We start from the raw sequence: 16,162 nt of genomic DNA, 5'->3' as shown, positions 1-16,162 counted from the left end.
CAGAGGTTACGACTATTAACCAAGGTTAGAAAAAAAGTAGTTGCTCATCAGTGACATACTTCATGAATACCTCGTAAGGTGTTTGATAGCCCAATGACTTGCGAGGAATGTTATTCCGGTAACTCATTATTTGAGCAACCTCTTCATCAGCTAGGTGGCGGAGATCGCGGCCTTTGTGGAGCCCATCGCGCCGCAGAAGGCCGTTGTTGTTCTCGTTTAACCCCCGTTGGTTAGGTGCGGGCACCTAACCAACGGGGGTTAAACGAGAACAACAACGGCCTTCTGCGGCGCGATGGGCTCCACAAAGGCCGCGATCTCCGCCACCTAGCTGATGAAGAGGTTGCTCAAATAATGAGTTACCGGAATAACATTCCTCGCAAGTCATTGGGCTATCAAACACCTTACGAGGTATTCATGAAGTATGTCACTGATGAGCAACTACTTTTTTTCTAACTTAAATTGACATTTCGGGTCTACTCCCCTATTTCTTCCATAAACTCACTCAACGCAGTCTGCCAATCCACAATCTCAAAGCAAGTATCTTCGGCCTTCTTCAAACTCATAACTGAATGGCGAGGGCGATAAGCTTTGGCCGGATATGCTGAAGAATCAACAGGAGCGACTTCAACATCTTTATCCTTTAAGATCTCGGTGGCGAAGTCGTACCAGGAACAACTATTCTCGTTAGATAGCTGATAGGTACCGAATGGCTGATCATGATCGACTAAGTAAGTCATTCATAAATTCTGCCAGGTTTCTAGTCCTGTTGGGCGACCAAATTGATCGTTGACGACGATGAGCTGATCATGATCTTTGGCAAGACGAAGCATTGTGTAGACAAAATTCTTATCATATTTACCAAAGACCCAGGATGTGCGAATGATGTAGTAATCAGCTAAGGTTTCTTGGATTGCTTTTTCACCGGCAAGTTTAGCTTTGCCATATTCGTTTTTCGGATTAGTGGGCGCATCAACTTCATACTCGCCTTCATTGGTCCCATCAAAGACATAATCGGTACTAATGTAAACCATCTTAGCGCCAACTCTTTTAGCAGACTCGGCAACATTGCGCGTACCATCTGCGTTTACTTGCCAATTGAGGTCTTTGGCAACATCTTCTGCGTTATCAACTGCACAATGATAGATTACTTCCGGCTTAAGGGCGCTAATCTTCTCATTTACAACGGCTTGATCAGTGATATTGGACTGCTTAAAATTATATACAATTTCATGTTTATTTAGCAATTATTGACCGTTTTTCGCATATTTTGCTTCAACTGCGGCTTTTTCATCTTTCCACCAATCTTGGTGTTCCGTATACCAATCAATCGTGTGTTGTAAACCGGTCTTGAAGTCAGTGAATTCGGGCTCCCAACCGAGTTCAGTCCGGAGCTTCGTGGCATCAATGGCATAACGCAAATCGTGGCCGGGACGATCTTTAACATGGTCATAAGCATCTTTAGGTTGGCCCATTAACTCTAAGATCATTTCCAGAACTTCCTTGTTGTTCTTTTCACCATCGACTCCAATGAGGTAAGTTTCACCGATCTTCCCCTTGGTCAAAATATCCCAAACCGCCCGGGAATGATCATTAGTGTGAATCCAGTCGCGGACATTCTTACCGGATCCATAAAGCTTAGGGCGAATACCGCTCAAGATATTAGTAATCTGACGAGGAATGAACTTTTCAATGTGTTGGTAAGGGCCATAGTTATTGGAACAATTGGAAATCGTCGCCCATAAACCAAATGACCGGAACCAAGCCCGCACTAACAAGTCAGAGCTAGCTTTCGATGAAGAATAAGGACTTGATGGTCGGTATGGTGATTCGGGAGTAAATTTTTCTCCTTTTCCTTCACCATGACCGGGTAAGTCTTCACGCAATGGTAAATCGCCATAAACTTCATCCGTTGAAATATGGTGGTAACGGACGTCATACTTGCGACAAGCATTGATTAAAACTGAAGTACCCACAATATTAGTTTGGATAAATGGAGTGGGATCAATCAAGGAGTTGTCATTGTGACTTTCCGCCGCATAATGTACAACTGCATCAGCGTTGCTTACCAACTTATCAACTAAATCCTTATCACAAATATCCCCAACTACGAGTTCAACTTTATCCGTTGGCAAGCCATTAAGATTAGCAGGATTACCAGCATAAGTCAGTTTATCTAAAACTGTAATATGTTCAACTTCCGGGTGGTGGTTAACAACATAGTGAACAAAGTTGGAGCCAATAAAACCGGCTCCCCCGGTAACAATAATATTCTTAAAAGTTTCCATTTAAATTTCACCATAAACAAATGGGTTGTCTTTTTCAAATTCAGTTAAGGTTAGTTGTGCGGCATCCTTTTCGGAAGTAATGGCCTTATCAAATTCAATTGGCCAGTCAATATTTAATTCCGGTGTCTTAAAGGGAATTCCACCATCAGCTTCTGCATCATAAATCATAAGCCGGCGTCTCAAGGCGCTGGCTTTCGCTTTGCTCAAGCCAAAATGCTCTGACTACTTTGCCACCGCTTTAAGCGGTGTTTGTACTACCTCACTTACCCTTAAAAGGGTCTGAATATTCCACACTTTCATTGGCCATAGCTAATTGTTGTTTAAGTTCTTTGATTTGTTCTTCCGCTGTTTGCTTCATTTCATTGGCCATAGCTAATTGTTGTTTAAGTTCTTTGATTTGTTCTTCCGCTGTTTGCTTCATGGTACGTCACCTCCTTTGAATTATTCTTTGGTAATTATATCAAAGAATTCTTCTTTTAAATAGAGGTAACTCAATAAAAACTTCCTCAATAAAAACTTCCTGGTCGAACAGCTTGAATTTTACGAATTGGTAATGGGTTCAGTCCTTGCAATAACCAGTCGAGCTGTTGAGCAGATAATTCTTTGGCTTCATTACTGTTTCTCGGCCAACTAAGGTGGCCATTTTCAAACCGTTTATAGAGCATAATAAAGCCCTCGCCATCCCAAAACAGTCCTTTAAAGCGATCATTACGTCCGCTACAAAATAAGAAAAGCGAATTATTATATAATTCTAATCTATAGTTCTCAGCGATTACCATTGCGAGACCATCAATACCTTTTCGCATTTAACGAGCATAACGAATAACCACTTTAACGATATCCGAAGCTAAAACAGAATTAGTCCCCTTGAAAATCGTTAATTTGACTTCATTCACATTAATTTTTACGGCAGGGCGTGCCGTAAAAGAATGCTTTTGTAAATTACTTGGCTTGTTTTTGAAAACTGGGGTAATAATTTCATTTTGTTCTGTCATCGGTCCGTACGAGACTCGAACTCGTGATCTCATCCGTGACAGGGATGCGTCCTAAACCAACTAGACCAACGGACCTTGCGGGGGCTGGATTTGAACCAACGACCTCCGGGTTATGAGCCCGACGAGCTACCAGACTGCTCTACCCCGCGTGACCCGTGCGGGATTTGAACCCACGATACCAGCGTGAAAGGCTGGTGTCTTAACCACTTGACTAACGGGTCCGGAGAAGGAGGGATTCGAACCCTCGCACCGCTTGCGCGATCTACACCCTTAGCAGGGGCGCCTCTTCAGCCACTTGAGTACTTCTCCTGGGCCTAAATGGACTTGAACCATCGACCTCACGCTTATCAGGCGTGCGCTCTAAACCAGCTGAGCTATAGGCCCAGCGGGTAACGAGAATCGAACTCGCGACAACAGCTTGGAAGGCTGTGGTTTTACCACTAAACTATACCCGCTGGCGCGGGACGGAATCGAACCGCCGACACACGGAGCTTCAATCCGTTGCTCTACCAACTGAGCTACCGAGCCCGGTCCGTACGAGACTCGAACTCGTGATCTCATCCGTGACAGGGATGCGTCCTAAACCAACTAGACCAACGGACCTTGCGGGGGCTGGATTTGAACCAACGACCTCCGGGTTATGAGCCCGACGAGCTACCAGACTGCTCTACCCCGCGAGGAGGATGAGGGATTCGAACCCTCGCGTCGCTCTCACGGCCTAGCGGTTTTCAAGACCGCCCCCTTCAGCCACTTGGGTAATCCTCCTGATGGACCTTGTAGGACTCGAACCTACGACCGGGCGGTTATGAGCCGCTTGCTCTAACCAACTGAGCTAAAGGTCCTCGCGGCGGGGGGGATCGAACCCTCGACCTCCCGGGTATGAACCGGACGCTCTAGCCAGCTGAGCTACACCGCGTCGGGAAAACAGGATTCGAACCTGCGACCCCCTGGTCCCAAACCAGGTGCTCTACCAAGCTGAGCTATTTCCCGTGCACCCAGAAGGAGTCGAACCTTCAACCTTCTGATTCGTAGTCAGACACTCTATCCAATTGCGCTATGGGTGCTGCCGAGGACCGGGATCGAACCGGTACGGTTATCACTAACCGCAGGATTTTAAGTCCTGTGCGTCTGCCAATTCCGCCACCCCGGCAGCGGAAGACGGGATTCGAACCCGCGACCCCCACCATGGCAAGGTGATGTTCTACCACTGAACTACTTCCGCAGTGCCGAGGACCGGGATCGAACCGGTACGGTTATCACTAACCGCAGGATTTTAAGTCCTGTGCGTCTGCCAATTCCGCCACCCCGGCATTATAGAACTGGCAAAGCGGAAGACGGGATTCGAACCCGCGACCCCCACCATGGCAAGGTGATGTTCTACCACTGAACTACTTCCGCATGCCGACTAGAGGATTCGAACCTCCGACCCCCTGTTTACAAGACAGGTGCTCTGCCAACTGAGCTAAGTCGGCTGAGCCGTGACGGGCTTGAACCGTCGACCCTCTGATTAAAAGTCAGATGCTCTACCAACTGAGCTAACGGCTCTGGAGGATACAGGGCTCGAACCTGTGACCTCCTGCTTGTAAGGCAGATGCTCTCCCAACTGAGCTAATCCTCCAAGCGTGGCAACGTCCTATCCTCGCAGGGAGCGATCCCCCAACTACTTTCGGCGTGTTGAAGCTTAACTTCTGTGTTCGGCATGGGTACAGGTGTATCCTTCAAGCCATCATCACCACACTAGCGTGGCAACGTCCTATCCTCGCAGGGAGCGATCCCCCAACTACTTTCGGCGTGTTGAAGCTTAACTTCTGTGTTCGGCATGGGTACAGGTGTATCCTTCAAGCCATCATCACCACACTCTTTGTCCTCAAGGTGGTGTTCGGTTAGACGATGGCTTCTATAATAATTGGGGCCATACTTATTACTTCCAAAAAGATGGTTCTCGTTTAGATAATGGCTTTTATAACAATTGGGGTCACACATACTACTTTGGTCAAGGTGGTGTTCGGTTAGACGATGGCTTCTATAATAATTGGGGCCATACTTATTACTTCCAAAAAGATGGTTCTCGTTTAGATAATGGCTTTTATAACAATTGGGGTCATACTTACTACTTTGGTTTAGCTTAATTTAGAATACTCATAATTTACTAATTGTAGAAAATCATTCATATTATACCCAGTACCAAAATAACTGCTAGCTCGATTACTCCAGTAACCATCTGGATCAGTATGATTAGTATTACCTAAGTATTGGCTAACATTATGGTGTGACCAAAGAGTTCCTGTTCCATTGGACTGAGCTAATGATGGTGTCAATCCGTACTTGCGCATGTTGTATGCCGTGTAGTAAGCAGCATTAACTAATTCACGAGCAAAATTCCAGGCACCATAAACTTCAACCTGTTCAAATTGAACAGCACGACCGTTGGCAGGATATGCAGCTCCCCATGCTTCATGATCGGTATCGGAAATTTGAATAATGTTATTAGCATCAACAAATGCATGAACAAACGCACTATTATAATGCTGCTTTTCGTAATTAATTTCACCCCAAATACTATCATTGGGATTATCGGTTTCATGTACTACTACCATATTAGGCTTACCGTCTGTCGTTCCGGAGTATGAATGGCTACTTACATCAGGAATTGCATTAACATATGAAATATTAGCATGACCAATACCATTATTCATAATGTAACTATTAATCTTATTATTGTAAACTGAGATTGGTAAAAGAATCCCACTGTTATCGGCACGATAGAAGCTTCCATTAACCCAAATTCCTGTGCCTTGTACTAGGGCTCCATCATTACCAAAGTAGTAAGTATGACCCCAATTGTTATAAAAGCCATTATCTAAACGAGAACCATCTTTTTGGAAGTAATAAGTATGGCCCCAATTATTATAGAAGCCATCGTCTAACCGAACACCACCTTGACCAAAGTAGTATGTGTGACCCCAATTGTTATAAAAGCCATTATCTAAACGAGAACCATCTTTTTGGAAGTAATAAGTATGGCCCCAATTATTATAGAAGCCATCGTCTAACCGAACACCACCTTGTTAAAGATTAAAGGCTACGCGGTCATAGCGGGTTAGATCATAGGTATTAATTACACTACGTAATGAATTAGTATAGCTAGATGCTGTTGCATAACCATCTGCCCGAATTAAATAAGTAGCTGTATTTGCATCACGAACCCCAATTAAATTATGGTAACGGCTATTCTTAACTAAGAAGTCAGTATGGTCCTGAACACTAGCATTATTATCTGGATAGCGACGGAAAGCATCATTAATTAAGACCATCCGTCCACCGTACTCTTCATAGGTTGGCATATTAACTGACATACCTTTATAGCTCCCCTTAATACCAAACAAATTGTGGTATTGTGAAGCAAGCGAAGACTTACCCCATGCGCTTTCAAGAATTGCTTGAGCAAGTGTTAATGACGGCAAGATTTGATGTTGTGTCCATCCTTGAATAGCACCATTGACGATACTGCCAATAAAAGCATTATTAGAGGTTAAACGTCCTTGACTATCAAAGTCAAGATTACCATAACCTAAATTAATAGATTGACCTTGAAGCAATGCCCCATCTTTGCCAAAGTAATATACATTACCCCAATTGTTCATAAAACGATTGTCCCAGCGAGCGCCATCACTACCAAAGTAATAGGTATGACCCCAATTATTATAAAAACTATTATCTAGACGAGCACCATCTTTACCGAAGTAATAAGTATGACCCCAATTATTGTAGAAGCCATTATCTAAGCGAGCGCCATCTTTACCGAAGTAATAAGTATGACCCCAGTTATTATAGAAGCCATCATCTAAACGGGCACCGTCTTTGCCAAAATAATAGGTATGACCCCAGTTGTTATAGAAACCATCATCTAAACGAGATCCATCCTTTTGGAAATAGTAGGTGTGACCCCAGTTGTTATAGAAGCCATCATCTAAACGAGATCCATCCTTTTGGAAATAGTAGGTGTGACCCCAGTTGTTATAGAAGCCATCGTTTAAACGCGTACCATCAGCTTGAAAGTAGTAAGTATGATTAGCTTGATTCAAAAAATAGTTCTTTTGTTGCTGGCCTTGATCATTAAAGTAGTAGTCTTTACCGTCAATACTTTGTTGACCAGTTACTTTTTGACCATCCTTGTAATAGTAATTATTACCATTATCTTTTTGCCAACCATTTTGAGAAGCCGCTGCCTGTGGAGCTACCGCAACCTTACTTTCACTTAAAGTTGCTTGAACATTGTTATCTTTTGCTGGTTGATTAATAGTTTGGTCAGCTTGTGTATTATTATTGTTATTCGTCGATGCTTGTGCTCCTGCTTGATCAGTAGCCACATTATTTGGTGTTGAAGGTGTTGTTAATGATACTGTATTGGTAACTTGACTTAGTGCATCTGCTGAAGCATTACTTACACTTTCAGTATCATTGGCTGTAGTATCTGCATTAACACTTTGAGAAACAGATAGCGTACCAACAGCTACTGAAAGCGTGGCAATTGCCATGTAGCACCAGTTTTTCCCCTTTTTAAACATTTTATAATGTTTATGAACACTCATTGACTTATTTACCCCTTTTTTATTTTTAACATTATCTATCCTATCACATGTTTTTAAATAAGTTCTCATCTTTTCTAGTGCGCCCGGCATGGGTATTAGCTAGGTGGTGAAAGTCCGCTATGGGCCGTAGTAGTCGGAACCATGAGCTGAGGACAAGGGTGTCCACCGTGAGGTGGAATCTGAAGGAAGTCTAAGGCAAAGTAGTCGATTGGCGACTAATTTTATAAATAATTTAAAATCCGGACTACGATTTTTGAATCGATCAAAAATCATAGTCCGGATTTTACTGTTAGAGAACCAAGAATTAATAGTTAATTCCCAGTCTCTTTCTATAGCTTATCAATCAATGGTTGCATAAAATTATTATTGATTCGGGTAAGCTTATGATGGCTTCCTAAGTTTAGTTCATAGGCTAATCGCTCGGGATCATTTTGGTCATTAACTTTAATGATTCCTCGTTTCTTAAAGTTAAAATTTTCGGCAATGTGCTGCATCGCTTTATTGCTGCGGTGAGTATCAACCCGAAAATTCTTAATTCCTTGCATTTGGCCAACTGTTAGCAAGTTAGAAAATAGCAATTTACTAAGTCCTTGGCCCTGATAATTACTGCTGATAGCTACCCGGTGGATGGTAGCATAAGGCTCATCTGGTTGTTGCCACTGTCCCTGTGTAATATTGCGGTAGGTTGGTTCGGGTGTAAGTTGAAGAGTCGCAGTAGCCACTACTTTATTATCATTAATTAATATCCAGTTTGTTTGCATCACAATATCTTGAGTAAAGGTTTCCTGATCTGGATAACCGTTTTGCCATTGCGGACTACCATTTTTCTTTAGAAGCTCTTTTGCATCATCAATTATTTTCATAATCGCCGTTAAATCTTGAAGCTGGGCGCGTCGTAAATATATTTCTGCCATTTATAAAATTGGGGACAGCAGACGTGACACTGTTTGCTTAAACTTCAACCAGCGTGGTTGCTCTGCAAACATTGCTGGTGTAATCACCCGACAGTTACGAATATCATTAACAAAAATTCGCTCAAGATCGTCTACCGTATTTTGATTGTAAATAAAGGCATTAATTTCGAAGTTTAATTTAAAACTCCGAAAGTCAAGGTTAGCAGATCCAACAGAAGCCATCCGACCATCAATCATCATTGTTTTGGCATGAAGGAAACCTTTTTGATAGTAATAAATTGTTACACCATGATTAGCGAGCTCACGAGCATAATACTGCGTTGCCCGATATACAAAAGCATGATCTGGCATTGAAGGAATCATTATCCGTACATCGATTCCTGAATGAGCTGCCACTTTTAACGCATCCAATATACTATCGTCGGGGATCAGATAGGGAGTTTGGATCCAAATATGGTCCTGCGCTGCATTAATTAGACGTAAATACCCCATTTTAATTTTTTCCAATGGCGCTTCAGGACCACTAGAGACAGTCTGCAATGCAACGTCCCCATGAACTCTAATTGGTTGAAAGTAAGGATGGTAATGCACAATCTTATCTTCATCCTTTTTCATTGATGCATTCCAGTCGCCGATAAACCGTCGCTGAAGACCATAAACGCCACCACCGACAATTCGAAGGTGGGTATCACGCCATGGGCCAAATTTAGGAACGCGTCCTAGGTATTGATCGCCAACATTAAAACCACCAACATACCCAATCTCACCATCAATAACAATGATTTTCCGGTGGTCACGGTAGTTTATCCGAAAATCAAAGAAGTTACTTCGCGACATCAGGAACGGGGCCGCATAACCACCGACTTCACGTAAATGATCATAAAAACTTGGCCAGACTCCCATCGACCCCCATGAATCGTAGAGAACTCGCACTTCTACTCCCTCAGCGGCCTTTTGTTCAAGTAACGTCCGTAATTCATTACCAATTTGATCATTATAAATTGTATAAAACTCAATATGGATACTCTTTTTTGCTGCTGCAATATCATCAAACATTTTCTTAAAAAGCGCATTACCATTTGTAAAAATATTAACGGCATTGTGCCGCGTTAAAAATGAGTCATCAATACTTTGAAAAAGCATGATGGTCCGCCGATAAATCTGGACGGTTTGATCTTTAGGCTTCGGCATATTGATGAATTGTTGCTTCTGCCTTTCTAGTGCTTGTTTTAATTTTAGTTGCGTTTGGGATTTTATTCGGGCTAATTGTTTATGTGGTAATTTTCGTCCAAAGAATGCATATAATATAAAGCCAAAACCAGGAATCAGCGTTAGCACCAATAACCATGCCCAAGTTGCAGCAATATCCCGCTTTTCACGGAAAACAGTATAAATGGCCGCAATTTCATTGACGAGAATAACCAGTAGCAAACACCACCAAATAATTGTCCATGTTAATGCCATGAGCTGTGACATAAGTTAGGTCACTTCCACAAAATACGAACAGCGCAGTACAACAATGGCCTTCAGCGTCCGGCAAAGTCGAACGCTGAAGGCCTATTGTTGCTTGCGGGGACTCGAAAACGAAGTCACGAGTGACTTCTGTCTCGCTCCCGTTTTCCTACGATTAGTCAAGAAAAATATTTAGAAAAGAAGAGTATACTAAACCAACCCGGTTCTTCTTCAAAAATCGAGAATTAGTGGTATATTAAAATTGTGAGGTGGTTATGCCTTCACAGGGACTATTGAGTCCGTATACCGATAGTGGTATTTTTTATGGTGCTTAATCATGGATAAGAGACATTTCAGAGTTTTATTCATACAAGCTACCATGGCGACCTTGTTCAGTTTTGGATGAGGTCGTTTTTCTTGTGCGCCTGGCATGGGTATTAGCTAGGCGGTGAGAGTCCGCTATGGGCCGTAGTAGTCGGAACCATGAGCTGAGGACAAGGGTGTCCACTGCGAGGTGGAATCTGAAGGAAGTCTAAGGCAAAGTACTGCACCGAAGCGGTGGCAAAGTAGTCAGAGCATTTTGGCTTGAGCAAAGCGAAAGCCAGCGCCTTGAGACGCCGGCTTTTATTATCGGCTTATAGCCGATGTGCAAACCACCCGTTTGACGGGTGGTTATGATTTTTATTGGTTGAAAGCGATTGCTATAACTTGGGCCTGAATAGTTTCTAACCCATCAGCATTTAAATTAATATACTTATTTACAAGGCGTTCATTTGCATGAAGATCGTTGACAAGAAAATCATGGATTGATGTAATGTTTATTCCAGCATGACGTAAATGGAGGATTGTCATCGTAATTGCTAACTGTTCTGTTTTAGCAGCAGAAAGAGTAGTAGGGGCTGTTTCGATGACACCTTGGTAATAGCCGCTCATAAATGTTTTATTCATTTACTTTTTAGTAACTTCCATGACGATATCAATAGTGGTTACCTTTTCACCAGCATCTTTCAATAATTTAATATCGAAGTCTTTACTGTTAGTAACTGTTACCATGACAGTATCATCAAGGCCAGCTTTCTTGATTGCCGGGTCCCAGAATTCCATTAATTCGTCACCTTTGTTAAAGTGTTGATCCTTATCAAAGTAACTAATGAATCCAGTACCACGAAGCTTAACAGTATCAATACCAACGTGGATCAGTAACATAATACCATTGTCAGATTCAAGCCCGATTGCGTGACGAGTAGAGAAAGTTGCTCGTACTGTTCCGCTAAATGGAGCAATTACTTTACCATCAGATGGTTTTATAGCGAATCCTTTACCCATGTTCCCAGAAGCAAAGTTTTCATCGTTAACGTCTTTTAAGTTAACAAGTGTACCGGCAACTGGTGATGTAATATCAGTAACGCCAGGTTGTGGGGTAGAAACAGATACTGTTTGAGGGTTGTCGCTGTCAGCATCTTCAAGGTGATCTCCCCAAGTCTTTTCAAGTTCAGCAACGATCTTGGCGTGCATCTTTTCATCAAGTTTAACCTTTTTTGCAAAGATAAATACACTAATGAGGATCAAGATAGCAGGGGCTAGGAACATTACTAGCTTAAACTTAGCAGCACCTGCAGCAGTAACTGTTGCTGCAGTGGCACCAGCAGTCATTCCAGCAATAATAGTAGTTGGTCCAATAATCCATCCAGAAACAGCACCAGCGAACTTATCTAGCAGTGGACGAACTGATAATGTAAGTGATTCGTCACGGTGTCCTAATTTTAATTGACCATATTCAACAGAATCAGTAATAGTCATTAAAACAACTAAAAATACTAATGGTTGTGGAATGAAGAATAATTCTGCACCAACTAAAACTAAAATGAGTGATTTACCAGCAAATGCAAAGATTAATAAGCCAAGGAAAAGTACTGAAACTGACCCGTAAAATAATTTACGCCGACTAATTTTACCAGTAAAGAGAGGGAAAGTAAGAACTGAAATAACACCAATAACAGTGTTTAATCCACCTAGAATAGAGAAAGCCTTTGAATCACCTAAAATATAAGTAAAGTAGTAAAGCTCCATACTGTTAACTAATGTGATTCCTGTTGTATAGAATAGATATGAGAGAGCTATAGCGAATAATTGGTCATTTTTGACAAGAATTTTATAAACGTCTTTTAGTTTAGTTTGTTCTTTGTTTTCACGAAGCAATGACTTTTCTTCATGAGTACCAAGCCCGACACCAACAGCAGTAATAGCAGCAACAGCAGCGGCAATTGCAGCAAAAATAAACCAACCACGATCATCACCGGTACCGCCATTTTGATTTGCTGAGAAGAATAAAACCATTGGCATAATAACAAAACCAACAATATTTCCTCCAACAGTAGAACCAACCCGCGCAAAAGTAGCTATTTTATCACGTTCATGTGAATCAAATGATAGCGCAGGAATCATTGACCAAAAGGCAACATCATTAAATGAATAGAAGATATCCATAATGATATATAAAATAGCAAAGATCAATAGGTATAGGTAAGGATTAGAAAGACTTAAACCGCCCATTGGGGTGAATAAGATGGCTAAAATAATTGCTGAAATGATTCCACCACCGACAACCCACGGCTTAAATTTACCCCAACGTGTGTTAGTACGATCAATTGCGTTTCCAATTAATGGGTCAACTAACAACTCCACAATTCGTAATACAGCGATAATTGATGTAACCCATAAAACCATGTGATTGTTGAATGCTTTGTTACTAGAATTGAATAAGTGTCCAGTAACATACATAATGAAATACGTTGAAAGTAAAGCATAAAAGACATCATGCCCGAAGGCTCCCATTGAATAGGCAAAACGGGAACGGGCAACATGCTGTTTACTTTTTGCAGTATCGATTTTTGTATTCATCTCCTTTTTCCTACGATTAGTCAAGAAAAATATTTAGAAAAGAAGAGTATACTAAACCAACCCGGTTCTTCTTTAAAAATCGAGAATTAGTGGTATATTAAAATTGTGAGGTGATTATGCCTTCACAGGGACCATTGAGTCCGTATACCGATAGTGGTATTTTTCATGGTGCTTAATCATGGATAAGAGACATTTCAGAGTAAGGATCCAAGTCACTTAACTGATGATGAAAAGAATCAAGTTAAGAACAAGGTCGATAATGCTAACAAGGATAAGTTCCCAGCTGGCACTACAGTTACAGTAGGCGATGACGGTACAGCTACAGTAAATTACCCAGATGGTTCAAAGGATACTATTCCAGGTTATTCTTCGTGATGCTTCTTCTTTAATCCGAGTAGTCCGAATAAGCTTAAAAACAGCCCTAATATTTCTAAAATCGTAACATCTTTAGTTCCTGTTTGTGGTAATGTCTTTAAGCTATTATTCTTGCTACCACTCTTAGCTGTATTTCCATTCATACTTTCTGCATTATTGACAGTGTCACCACTGGTTTCATCATCAGTATTAGAAACAGTCCCATTAGATCCACTAGAAGAATTTGAATCATGCTTATTTCCAGAAATACCTTTAATTAAATCTCTGCCTGGGATAGTGTCCTTGGAGCCATCTGGGTATGTTATGGTTGCTGTTCCATCATCACCTACTGTAATCTGACTGCCTGATGGAAGAGTATCCTTGTTGGCATTAGTTACATTAGTCTTGACTTGGTCCTTTTCACTATCAGTTAAGTGACTTGGATTCGTTACTGGTACCTTGGTTTCTGGAACACTTGGAGTAGTCTTATCTGCGTCGGTTGATTGACGAACTAGGTCACTTCCTGGAATAGTATCCTTTGAACCATCTGGGTAATTTACTGTAGCTGTACCGTCATCGCCTACTGTAACTGTAGTGCCAGCTGGGAACTTATCCTTGTTAGCATTATCGACCTTGTTCTTAACTTGATTCTTTTCATCATCAGTTAAGTGACTTGGATCCTTTTATTTAGTATAATCCATATCCTTTGTTTCTTTTGTCAATAACCAAGAAATAACTGCTAGTACTGATAAAACTAGCATATAATATCCGGCCGAATGTAATCCATAATTAGCAATTAACCAAGTTGTTACAGTTGGAGCAACGGCTGCCCCAACCACTGCAGCTAAGTTGTAAGTAATTCCTGCACCAGAATAGCGAACTCTGGTTGGGAACAGTTCAGGCAAGACAGCGCCGACTGGACCATAAAGAGTGCCCATCACTAAGAATCCTAGTCCTAAGAAGAGTAAAACGCCAACTAAGTTATGTTGTCCTGTAAGGAAATATGGGAATACCAAGGAATAGCCAACTAGTGCTACTGACGCAGTTAATAAAACTTTTTTCCGACCAACACGATCTGCTAATACAGAAGTTAACATGATCAAAACAGCGAATTCAGCAATTGCACCCATTAATAATAATAAAAATTCCGAAGAGGTAAAACCTAAAGCTGTTGTAGCATATGATAATGACCAGGTTGTTAATGTAAAGAATAGTGCATAGGTTGCTCCCATGATGAAAGTTCCTTTTAAGATTTCACGCCAATTAGATTTGAATACTTCACGAAGAGGCGAAGCAGTTGTGTTATCACGTTCTTGAGCCAACTTAAACAAAGGTGTTTCTTGTAAACGACGTCGGACATATAACCCTATAACGACTAAAACAGCCGAGGCCCAAAAAGGAATTCGCCAACCAAACGTCATCATTTGCGCTGGTGTTAGTACCCGTTCTAAAGCAAAAAATAAGCCATTGCATAGGAAGAATCCGATTGGTGCTCCCACTTCCGGAAATGCACCATATAATGCCCGCTTGTTAGCCGGAGCATTTTCAGTAGCTACTAACACAGCTCCGGACCATTCGCCTCCAAGCCCAATTCCTTGGACAAACCGACAAAGGCAAAGTAACAATGCTCCCCAAACGCCGATAACTTGATAGCTAGGAATGAAACCAATGGCTACTGTCGCCACTCCCATTACTAAAAGTGAGATCACAAGTGTTTTCTTGCGTCCTAAACGATCACCATAATGTCCAAAGAGGAAGGAACCTACCGGGCGTGCTACAAAGGCTACTCCAAAAGTCAACAAACTTAAAAGTGTTGCGAGTAAAGGGGTCATTTGCGGAAAGAAAATTTTGGGAAAATAGGCAGCAGATGCAGTCCCGTAAGCGTAAAAATCGAAAAACTCAATTGCCGTTCCCATCATCGAAGCCAAAATTACTGTCTTGACAGGATCACGTTTTACATTAAGCTTGCTGTTTGTCTGCGGGTTGTTAGTTACTGTACTATCCATTGGTGGACTATAGAATGAAGTTAGCCACCCAGTTGGTGGTAAATAAAAAACGCCATTCGGCGTGACATCAGGTATCATATTAAGTGAACCAAACCTATATGAAAGGATGTCCGTCAAATGACGCACTTAAATGATTTGTACTTTGAAAACTAAATACTATCTAATTTCTTTATTAACAAAACAATAAACCGAGAACACCGCGTTATTTGAGTTTTAATTAACGAATTATAATCGCTAACTCAATTAATCAGACAATCTTTGATTGGTTAAGTCCTCGACCGATTAGTAATGGTCCGCTCCATGCCTCACGGCACTTCCACTTCCATCCTATCTACCTCATCATCTCTGAGGGGTCTTACTTTCCCGAAGGAAATGGGAAATCTCATCTCGAGGCGAGTTTCACACTTAGATGCTTTCAGCGTTTATCTCGTCCATACATAGCTACCCAGCGGTGCTCCTGGCGGAACAACTGGTACACCAGCGGTATGTCCATCCCGGTCCTCTCGTACTAAGGACAGGTCCTCTCAAATTTCCTACGCCCGCGACGGATAGGGACCGAACTGTCTCACGACGTTCTGAACCCAGCTCGCGTACCGCTTTAATGGGCGAACAGCCCAACCCTTGGGACCGACTACAGCCCCAGGATGCGATGAGCCGACATCG

At 41.9% G+C, this 16,162-nt stretch carries 12 protein-coding genes, 21 tRNA genes, 3 rRNA genes and 7 pseudogenes (1 of these 43 only partly in view); 2 read left to right on the top strand and 41 right to left on the bottom strand.

Features of this window, described 5'->3' with window-relative positions; all coding sequences use genetic code 11:
* Nucleotides 1-25 precede the first annotated feature (25 nt).
* Nucleotides 26-244, bottom strand: a pseudogene (locus HHK02_RS11770) (IS30 family transposase); the annotation flags it as partial.
* Here HHK02_RS11770 and HHK02_RS11765 point away from each other — a divergent pair.
* Nucleotides 235-453, top strand: a pseudogene (locus HHK02_RS11765) (IS30 family transposase); the annotation flags it as partial. The pseudogenes HHK02_RS11770 and HHK02_RS11765 sit on opposite strands and share 10 nt — an antisense overlap.
* 20 nt (nucleotides 454-473) lie before the next feature.
* On the opposite strand, the pseudogene rfbD reads toward HHK02_RS11765, so the two are convergent.
* The 36 genes and pseudogenes from rfbD to HHK02_RS11590 all read right to left on the bottom strand — a co-directional run bounded on the left by rfbD (nucleotide 474) and on the right by HHK02_RS11590 (nucleotide 13,139).
* Nucleotides 474-1,244 (bottom strand): annotated as a pseudogene (gene rfbD / locus HHK02_RS11760) (dTDP-4-dehydrorhamnose reductase).
* Nucleotides 1,245-2,285, bottom strand: coding sequence for a dTDP-glucose 4,6-dehydratase (rfbB, locus tag HHK02_RS11755; protein ID WP_181462483.1), 1,041 nt, complete (start codon nucleotides 2,283-2,285; stop codon nucleotides 1,245-1,247).
* Nucleotides 2,286-2,447, bottom strand: a pseudogene (locus HHK02_RS11750) (dTDP-4-dehydrorhamnose 3,5-epimerase); the annotation flags it as partial.
* A gap of 97 nt (nucleotides 2,448-2,544) precedes the next feature.
* The gene (locus tag HHK02_RS11745) at nucleotides 2,545-2,706 is read right to left on the bottom strand and encodes a hypothetical protein (protein ID WP_181462482.1); all 162 of its coding nucleotides are present in this window, start codon (nucleotides 2,704-2,706) and stop codon (nucleotides 2,545-2,547) included.
* An 85-nt stretch (nucleotides 2,707-2,791) separates the two neighbouring features.
* Nucleotides 2,792-3,091, bottom strand: a complete 300-nt coding sequence (tnpB, locus tag HHK02_RS11740) for an IS66 family insertion sequence element accessory protein TnpB (protein ID WP_181462481.1) — start codon at nucleotides 3,089-3,091, stop codon at nucleotides 2,792-2,794.
* A complete protein-coding gene (locus HHK02_RS11735) occupies nucleotides 3,092-3,280 on the bottom strand; it encodes a hypothetical protein (RefSeq protein ID WP_078010112.1) in 189 nt (62 codons plus the stop codon).
* Nucleotides 3,281-3,355 (bottom strand) — tRNA-Asp (locus HHK02_RS11730).
* Nucleotides 3,356-3,429 (bottom strand) — tRNA-Met (locus HHK02_RS11725).
* A tRNA-Glu gene (locus HHK02_RS11720) sits at nucleotides 3,430-3,501 on the bottom strand.
* Nucleotides 3,502-3,589: transfer RNA gene (locus HHK02_RS11715), tRNA-Ser, on the bottom strand. It lies immediately after the preceding tRNA gene.
* Nucleotides 3,590-3,664, bottom strand: a tRNA-Ile gene (locus HHK02_RS11710).
* A tRNA-Gly gene (locus HHK02_RS11705) sits at nucleotides 3,665-3,735 on the bottom strand.
* A tRNA-Phe gene (locus tag HHK02_RS11700) sits at nucleotides 3,736-3,808 on the bottom strand.
* Nucleotides 3,809-3,883: transfer RNA gene (locus HHK02_RS11695), tRNA-Asp, on the bottom strand.
* Nucleotides 3,884-3,957 (bottom strand) — tRNA-Met (locus HHK02_RS11690).
* Nucleotides 3,958-4,045 (bottom strand) — tRNA-Ser (locus HHK02_RS11685).
* A gap of 3 nt (nucleotides 4,046-4,048) precedes the next feature.
* A tRNA-Ile gene (locus tag HHK02_RS11680) sits at nucleotides 4,049-4,122 on the bottom strand.
* A tRNA-Met gene (locus HHK02_RS11675) sits at nucleotides 4,123-4,196 on the bottom strand. It abuts the tRNA gene before it with no gap.
* Nucleotides 4,197-4,270 (bottom strand) — tRNA-Pro (locus tag HHK02_RS11670).
* Nucleotides 4,271-4,344: transfer RNA gene (locus tag HHK02_RS11665), tRNA-Arg, on the bottom strand.
* Nucleotides 4,345-4,430: transfer RNA gene (locus tag HHK02_RS11660), tRNA-Leu, on the bottom strand.
* Nucleotides 4,431-4,502: transfer RNA gene (locus tag HHK02_RS11655), tRNA-Gly, on the bottom strand.
* 2 nt (nucleotides 4,503-4,504) lie between these two features.
* Nucleotides 4,505-4,590 (bottom strand) — tRNA-Leu (locus HHK02_RS11650).
* A gap of 16 nt (nucleotides 4,591-4,606) precedes the next feature.
* Nucleotides 4,607-4,678: transfer RNA gene (locus tag HHK02_RS11645), tRNA-Gly, on the bottom strand.
* 1 nt (nucleotide 4,679) lies between these two features.
* Nucleotides 4,680-4,752, bottom strand: a tRNA-Thr gene (locus HHK02_RS11640).
* Nucleotides 4,753-4,825, bottom strand: a tRNA-Lys gene (locus HHK02_RS11635).
* Nucleotides 4,826-4,898, bottom strand: a tRNA-Val gene (locus HHK02_RS11630).
* A 2-nt stretch (nucleotides 4,899-4,900) separates the two neighbouring features.
* Nucleotides 4,901-5,017 (bottom strand): 5S ribosomal RNA (gene rrf, locus HHK02_RS11625).
* A gap of 3 nt (nucleotides 5,018-5,020) precedes the next feature.
* Nucleotides 5,021-5,137, bottom strand: a 5S ribosomal RNA gene (gene rrf, locus HHK02_RS11620).
* A 263-nt stretch (nucleotides 5,138-5,400) separates the two neighbouring features.
* A complete protein-coding gene (locus HHK02_RS11615; protein WP_181462480.1) occupies nucleotides 5,401-5,976 on the bottom strand; it encodes a peptidoglycan recognition protein family protein in 576 nt (191 codons plus the stop codon).
* Nucleotides 5,977-6,348: 372 nt separating this feature from the next.
* A complete protein-coding gene (locus HHK02_RS11610) occupies nucleotides 6,349-7,941 on the bottom strand; it encodes a glucosaminidase domain-containing protein (RefSeq protein ID WP_181462479.1) in 1,593 nt (530 codons plus the stop codon).
* A 260-nt stretch (nucleotides 7,942-8,201) separates the two neighbouring features.
* Nucleotides 8,202-8,786 carry a GNAT family N-acetyltransferase gene (locus HHK02_RS11605; protein WP_181462478.1) on the bottom strand — a complete coding sequence of 195 codons (585 nt, stop codon included), beginning with the start codon at nucleotides 8,784-8,786 and terminating at the stop codon, nucleotides 8,202-8,204.
* Nucleotides 8,787-10,250 carry a cardiolipin synthase gene (gene cls / locus HHK02_RS11600; protein ID WP_152742774.1) on the bottom strand — a complete coding sequence of 488 codons (1,464 nt, stop codon included), beginning with the start codon at nucleotides 10,248-10,250 and terminating at the stop codon, nucleotides 8,787-8,789.
* A gap of 261 nt (nucleotides 10,251-10,511) precedes the next feature.
* A pseudogene (locus tag HHK02_RS13275) lies at nucleotides 10,512-10,658 on the bottom strand (IS110 family transposase); the annotation flags it as partial.
* 261 nt (nucleotides 10,659-10,919) lie between these two features.
* A complete protein-coding gene (locus HHK02_RS11595) occupies nucleotides 10,920-11,186 on the bottom strand; it encodes a hypothetical protein (RefSeq protein WP_099979823.1) in 267 nt (88 codons plus the stop codon).
* Nucleotides 11,187-13,139: a glycoside-pentoside-hexuronide (GPH):cation symporter gene (locus tag HHK02_RS11590; protein ID WP_107690448.1), complete on the bottom strand. Its 1,953-nt coding sequence runs from the start codon at nucleotides 13,137-13,139 to the stop codon at nucleotides 11,187-11,189.
* A gap of 213 nt (nucleotides 13,140-13,352) precedes the next feature.
* Here HHK02_RS11590 and HHK02_RS13180 point away from each other — a divergent pair.
* Nucleotides 13,353-13,514 (top strand): annotated as a pseudogene (locus HHK02_RS13180) (hypothetical protein); the annotation flags it as partial.
* Here the strand turns inward: HHK02_RS13180 and HHK02_RS12745 are convergent.
* The 4 genes and pseudogenes from HHK02_RS12745 to HHK02_RS11575 all read right to left on the bottom strand — a co-directional run.
* Nucleotides 13,502-13,657, bottom strand: coding sequence for an LPXTG cell wall anchor domain-containing protein (locus HHK02_RS12745; protein WP_152697188.1), 156 nt, complete (start codon nucleotides 13,655-13,657; stop codon nucleotides 13,502-13,504). The pseudogene HHK02_RS13180 and the gene HHK02_RS12745 sit on opposite strands and share 13 nt — an antisense overlap.
* A 168-nt stretch (nucleotides 13,658-13,825) precedes the next feature.
* Nucleotides 13,826-14,116: pseudogene (locus HHK02_RS12740) on the bottom strand (LEA family epithelial adhesin); the annotation flags it as partial.
* Nucleotides 14,117-14,176: 60 nt separating this feature from the next.
* Entirely contained in the window at nucleotides 14,177-15,499 is a 1,323-nt protein-coding gene (locus tag HHK02_RS11580) for an MFS transporter (RefSeq protein ID WP_152738283.1), read from the bottom strand.
* Between the two features lie 262 nt (nucleotides 15,500-15,761).
* A 23S ribosomal RNA gene (locus HHK02_RS11575) occupies nucleotides 15,762-16,162 on the bottom strand; it runs 2,522 nt beyond the window's last position.

The sequence above is a fragment of the Limosilactobacillus reuteri genome, from assembly GCF_013694365.1.
GTDB classification, from domain to species: domain Bacteria; phylum Bacillota; class Bacilli; order Lactobacillales; family Lactobacillaceae; genus Limosilactobacillus; species Limosilactobacillus reuteri_E.
The sequence above is the reverse complement of the archived record's forward strand: the minus strand, read 5'-3'. Positions and strand labels throughout refer to the sequence as shown.

Bases quoted from the DNA above. Each gene is read 5' to 3' on its own strand.
- HHK02_RS11595 (WP_099979823.1), bottom strand. From the start codon at position 11,186: ATGAATAAAACATTTATGAGCGGCTATTACCAAGGTGTCATCGAAACA.
- HHK02_RS11605 (WP_181462478.1), bottom strand. From the start codon at position 8,786: ATGGCAGAAATATATTTACGACGCGCCCAGCTTCAAGATTTAACGGCG.
- HHK02_RS11590 (WP_107690448.1), bottom strand. From the start codon at position 13,139: ATGAATACAAAAATCGATACTGCAAAAAGTAAACAGCATGTTGCCCGT.
- cls (WP_152742774.1), bottom strand. From the start codon at position 10,250: ATGGCATTAACATGGACAATTATTTGGTGGTGTTTGCTACTGGTTATT.
- rfbB (WP_181462483.1), bottom strand. From the start codon at position 2,285: ATGGAAACTTTTAAGAATATTATTGTTACCGGGGGAGCCGGTTTTATT.
- HHK02_RS11615 (WP_181462480.1), bottom strand. From the start codon at position 5,976: ATGAATAATGGTATTGGTCATGCTAATATTTCATATGTTAATGCAATT.
- HHK02_RS11610 (WP_181462479.1), bottom strand. From the start codon at position 7,941: ATGAGAACTTATTTAAAAACATGTGATAGGATAGATAATGTTAAAAAT.
- tnpB (WP_181462481.1), bottom strand. From the start codon at position 3,091: ATGCGAAAAGGTATTGATGGTCTCGCAATGGTAATCGCTGAGAACTAT.
- HHK02_RS11735 (WP_078010112.1), bottom strand. From the start codon at position 3,280: ATGACAGAACAAAATGAAATTATTACCCCAGTTTTCAAAAACAAGCCA.
- HHK02_RS12745 (WP_152697188.1), bottom strand. From the start codon at position 13,657: ATGAATGGAAATACAGCTAAGAGTGGTAGCAAGAATAATAGCTTAAAG.
- HHK02_RS11580 (WP_152738283.1), bottom strand. From the start codon at position 15,499: ATGGATAGTACAGTAACTAACAACCCGCAGACAAACAGCAAGCTTAAT.
- HHK02_RS11745 (WP_181462482.1), bottom strand. From the start codon at position 2,706: ATGAAGCAAACAGCGGAAGAACAAATCAAAGAACTTAAACAACAATTA.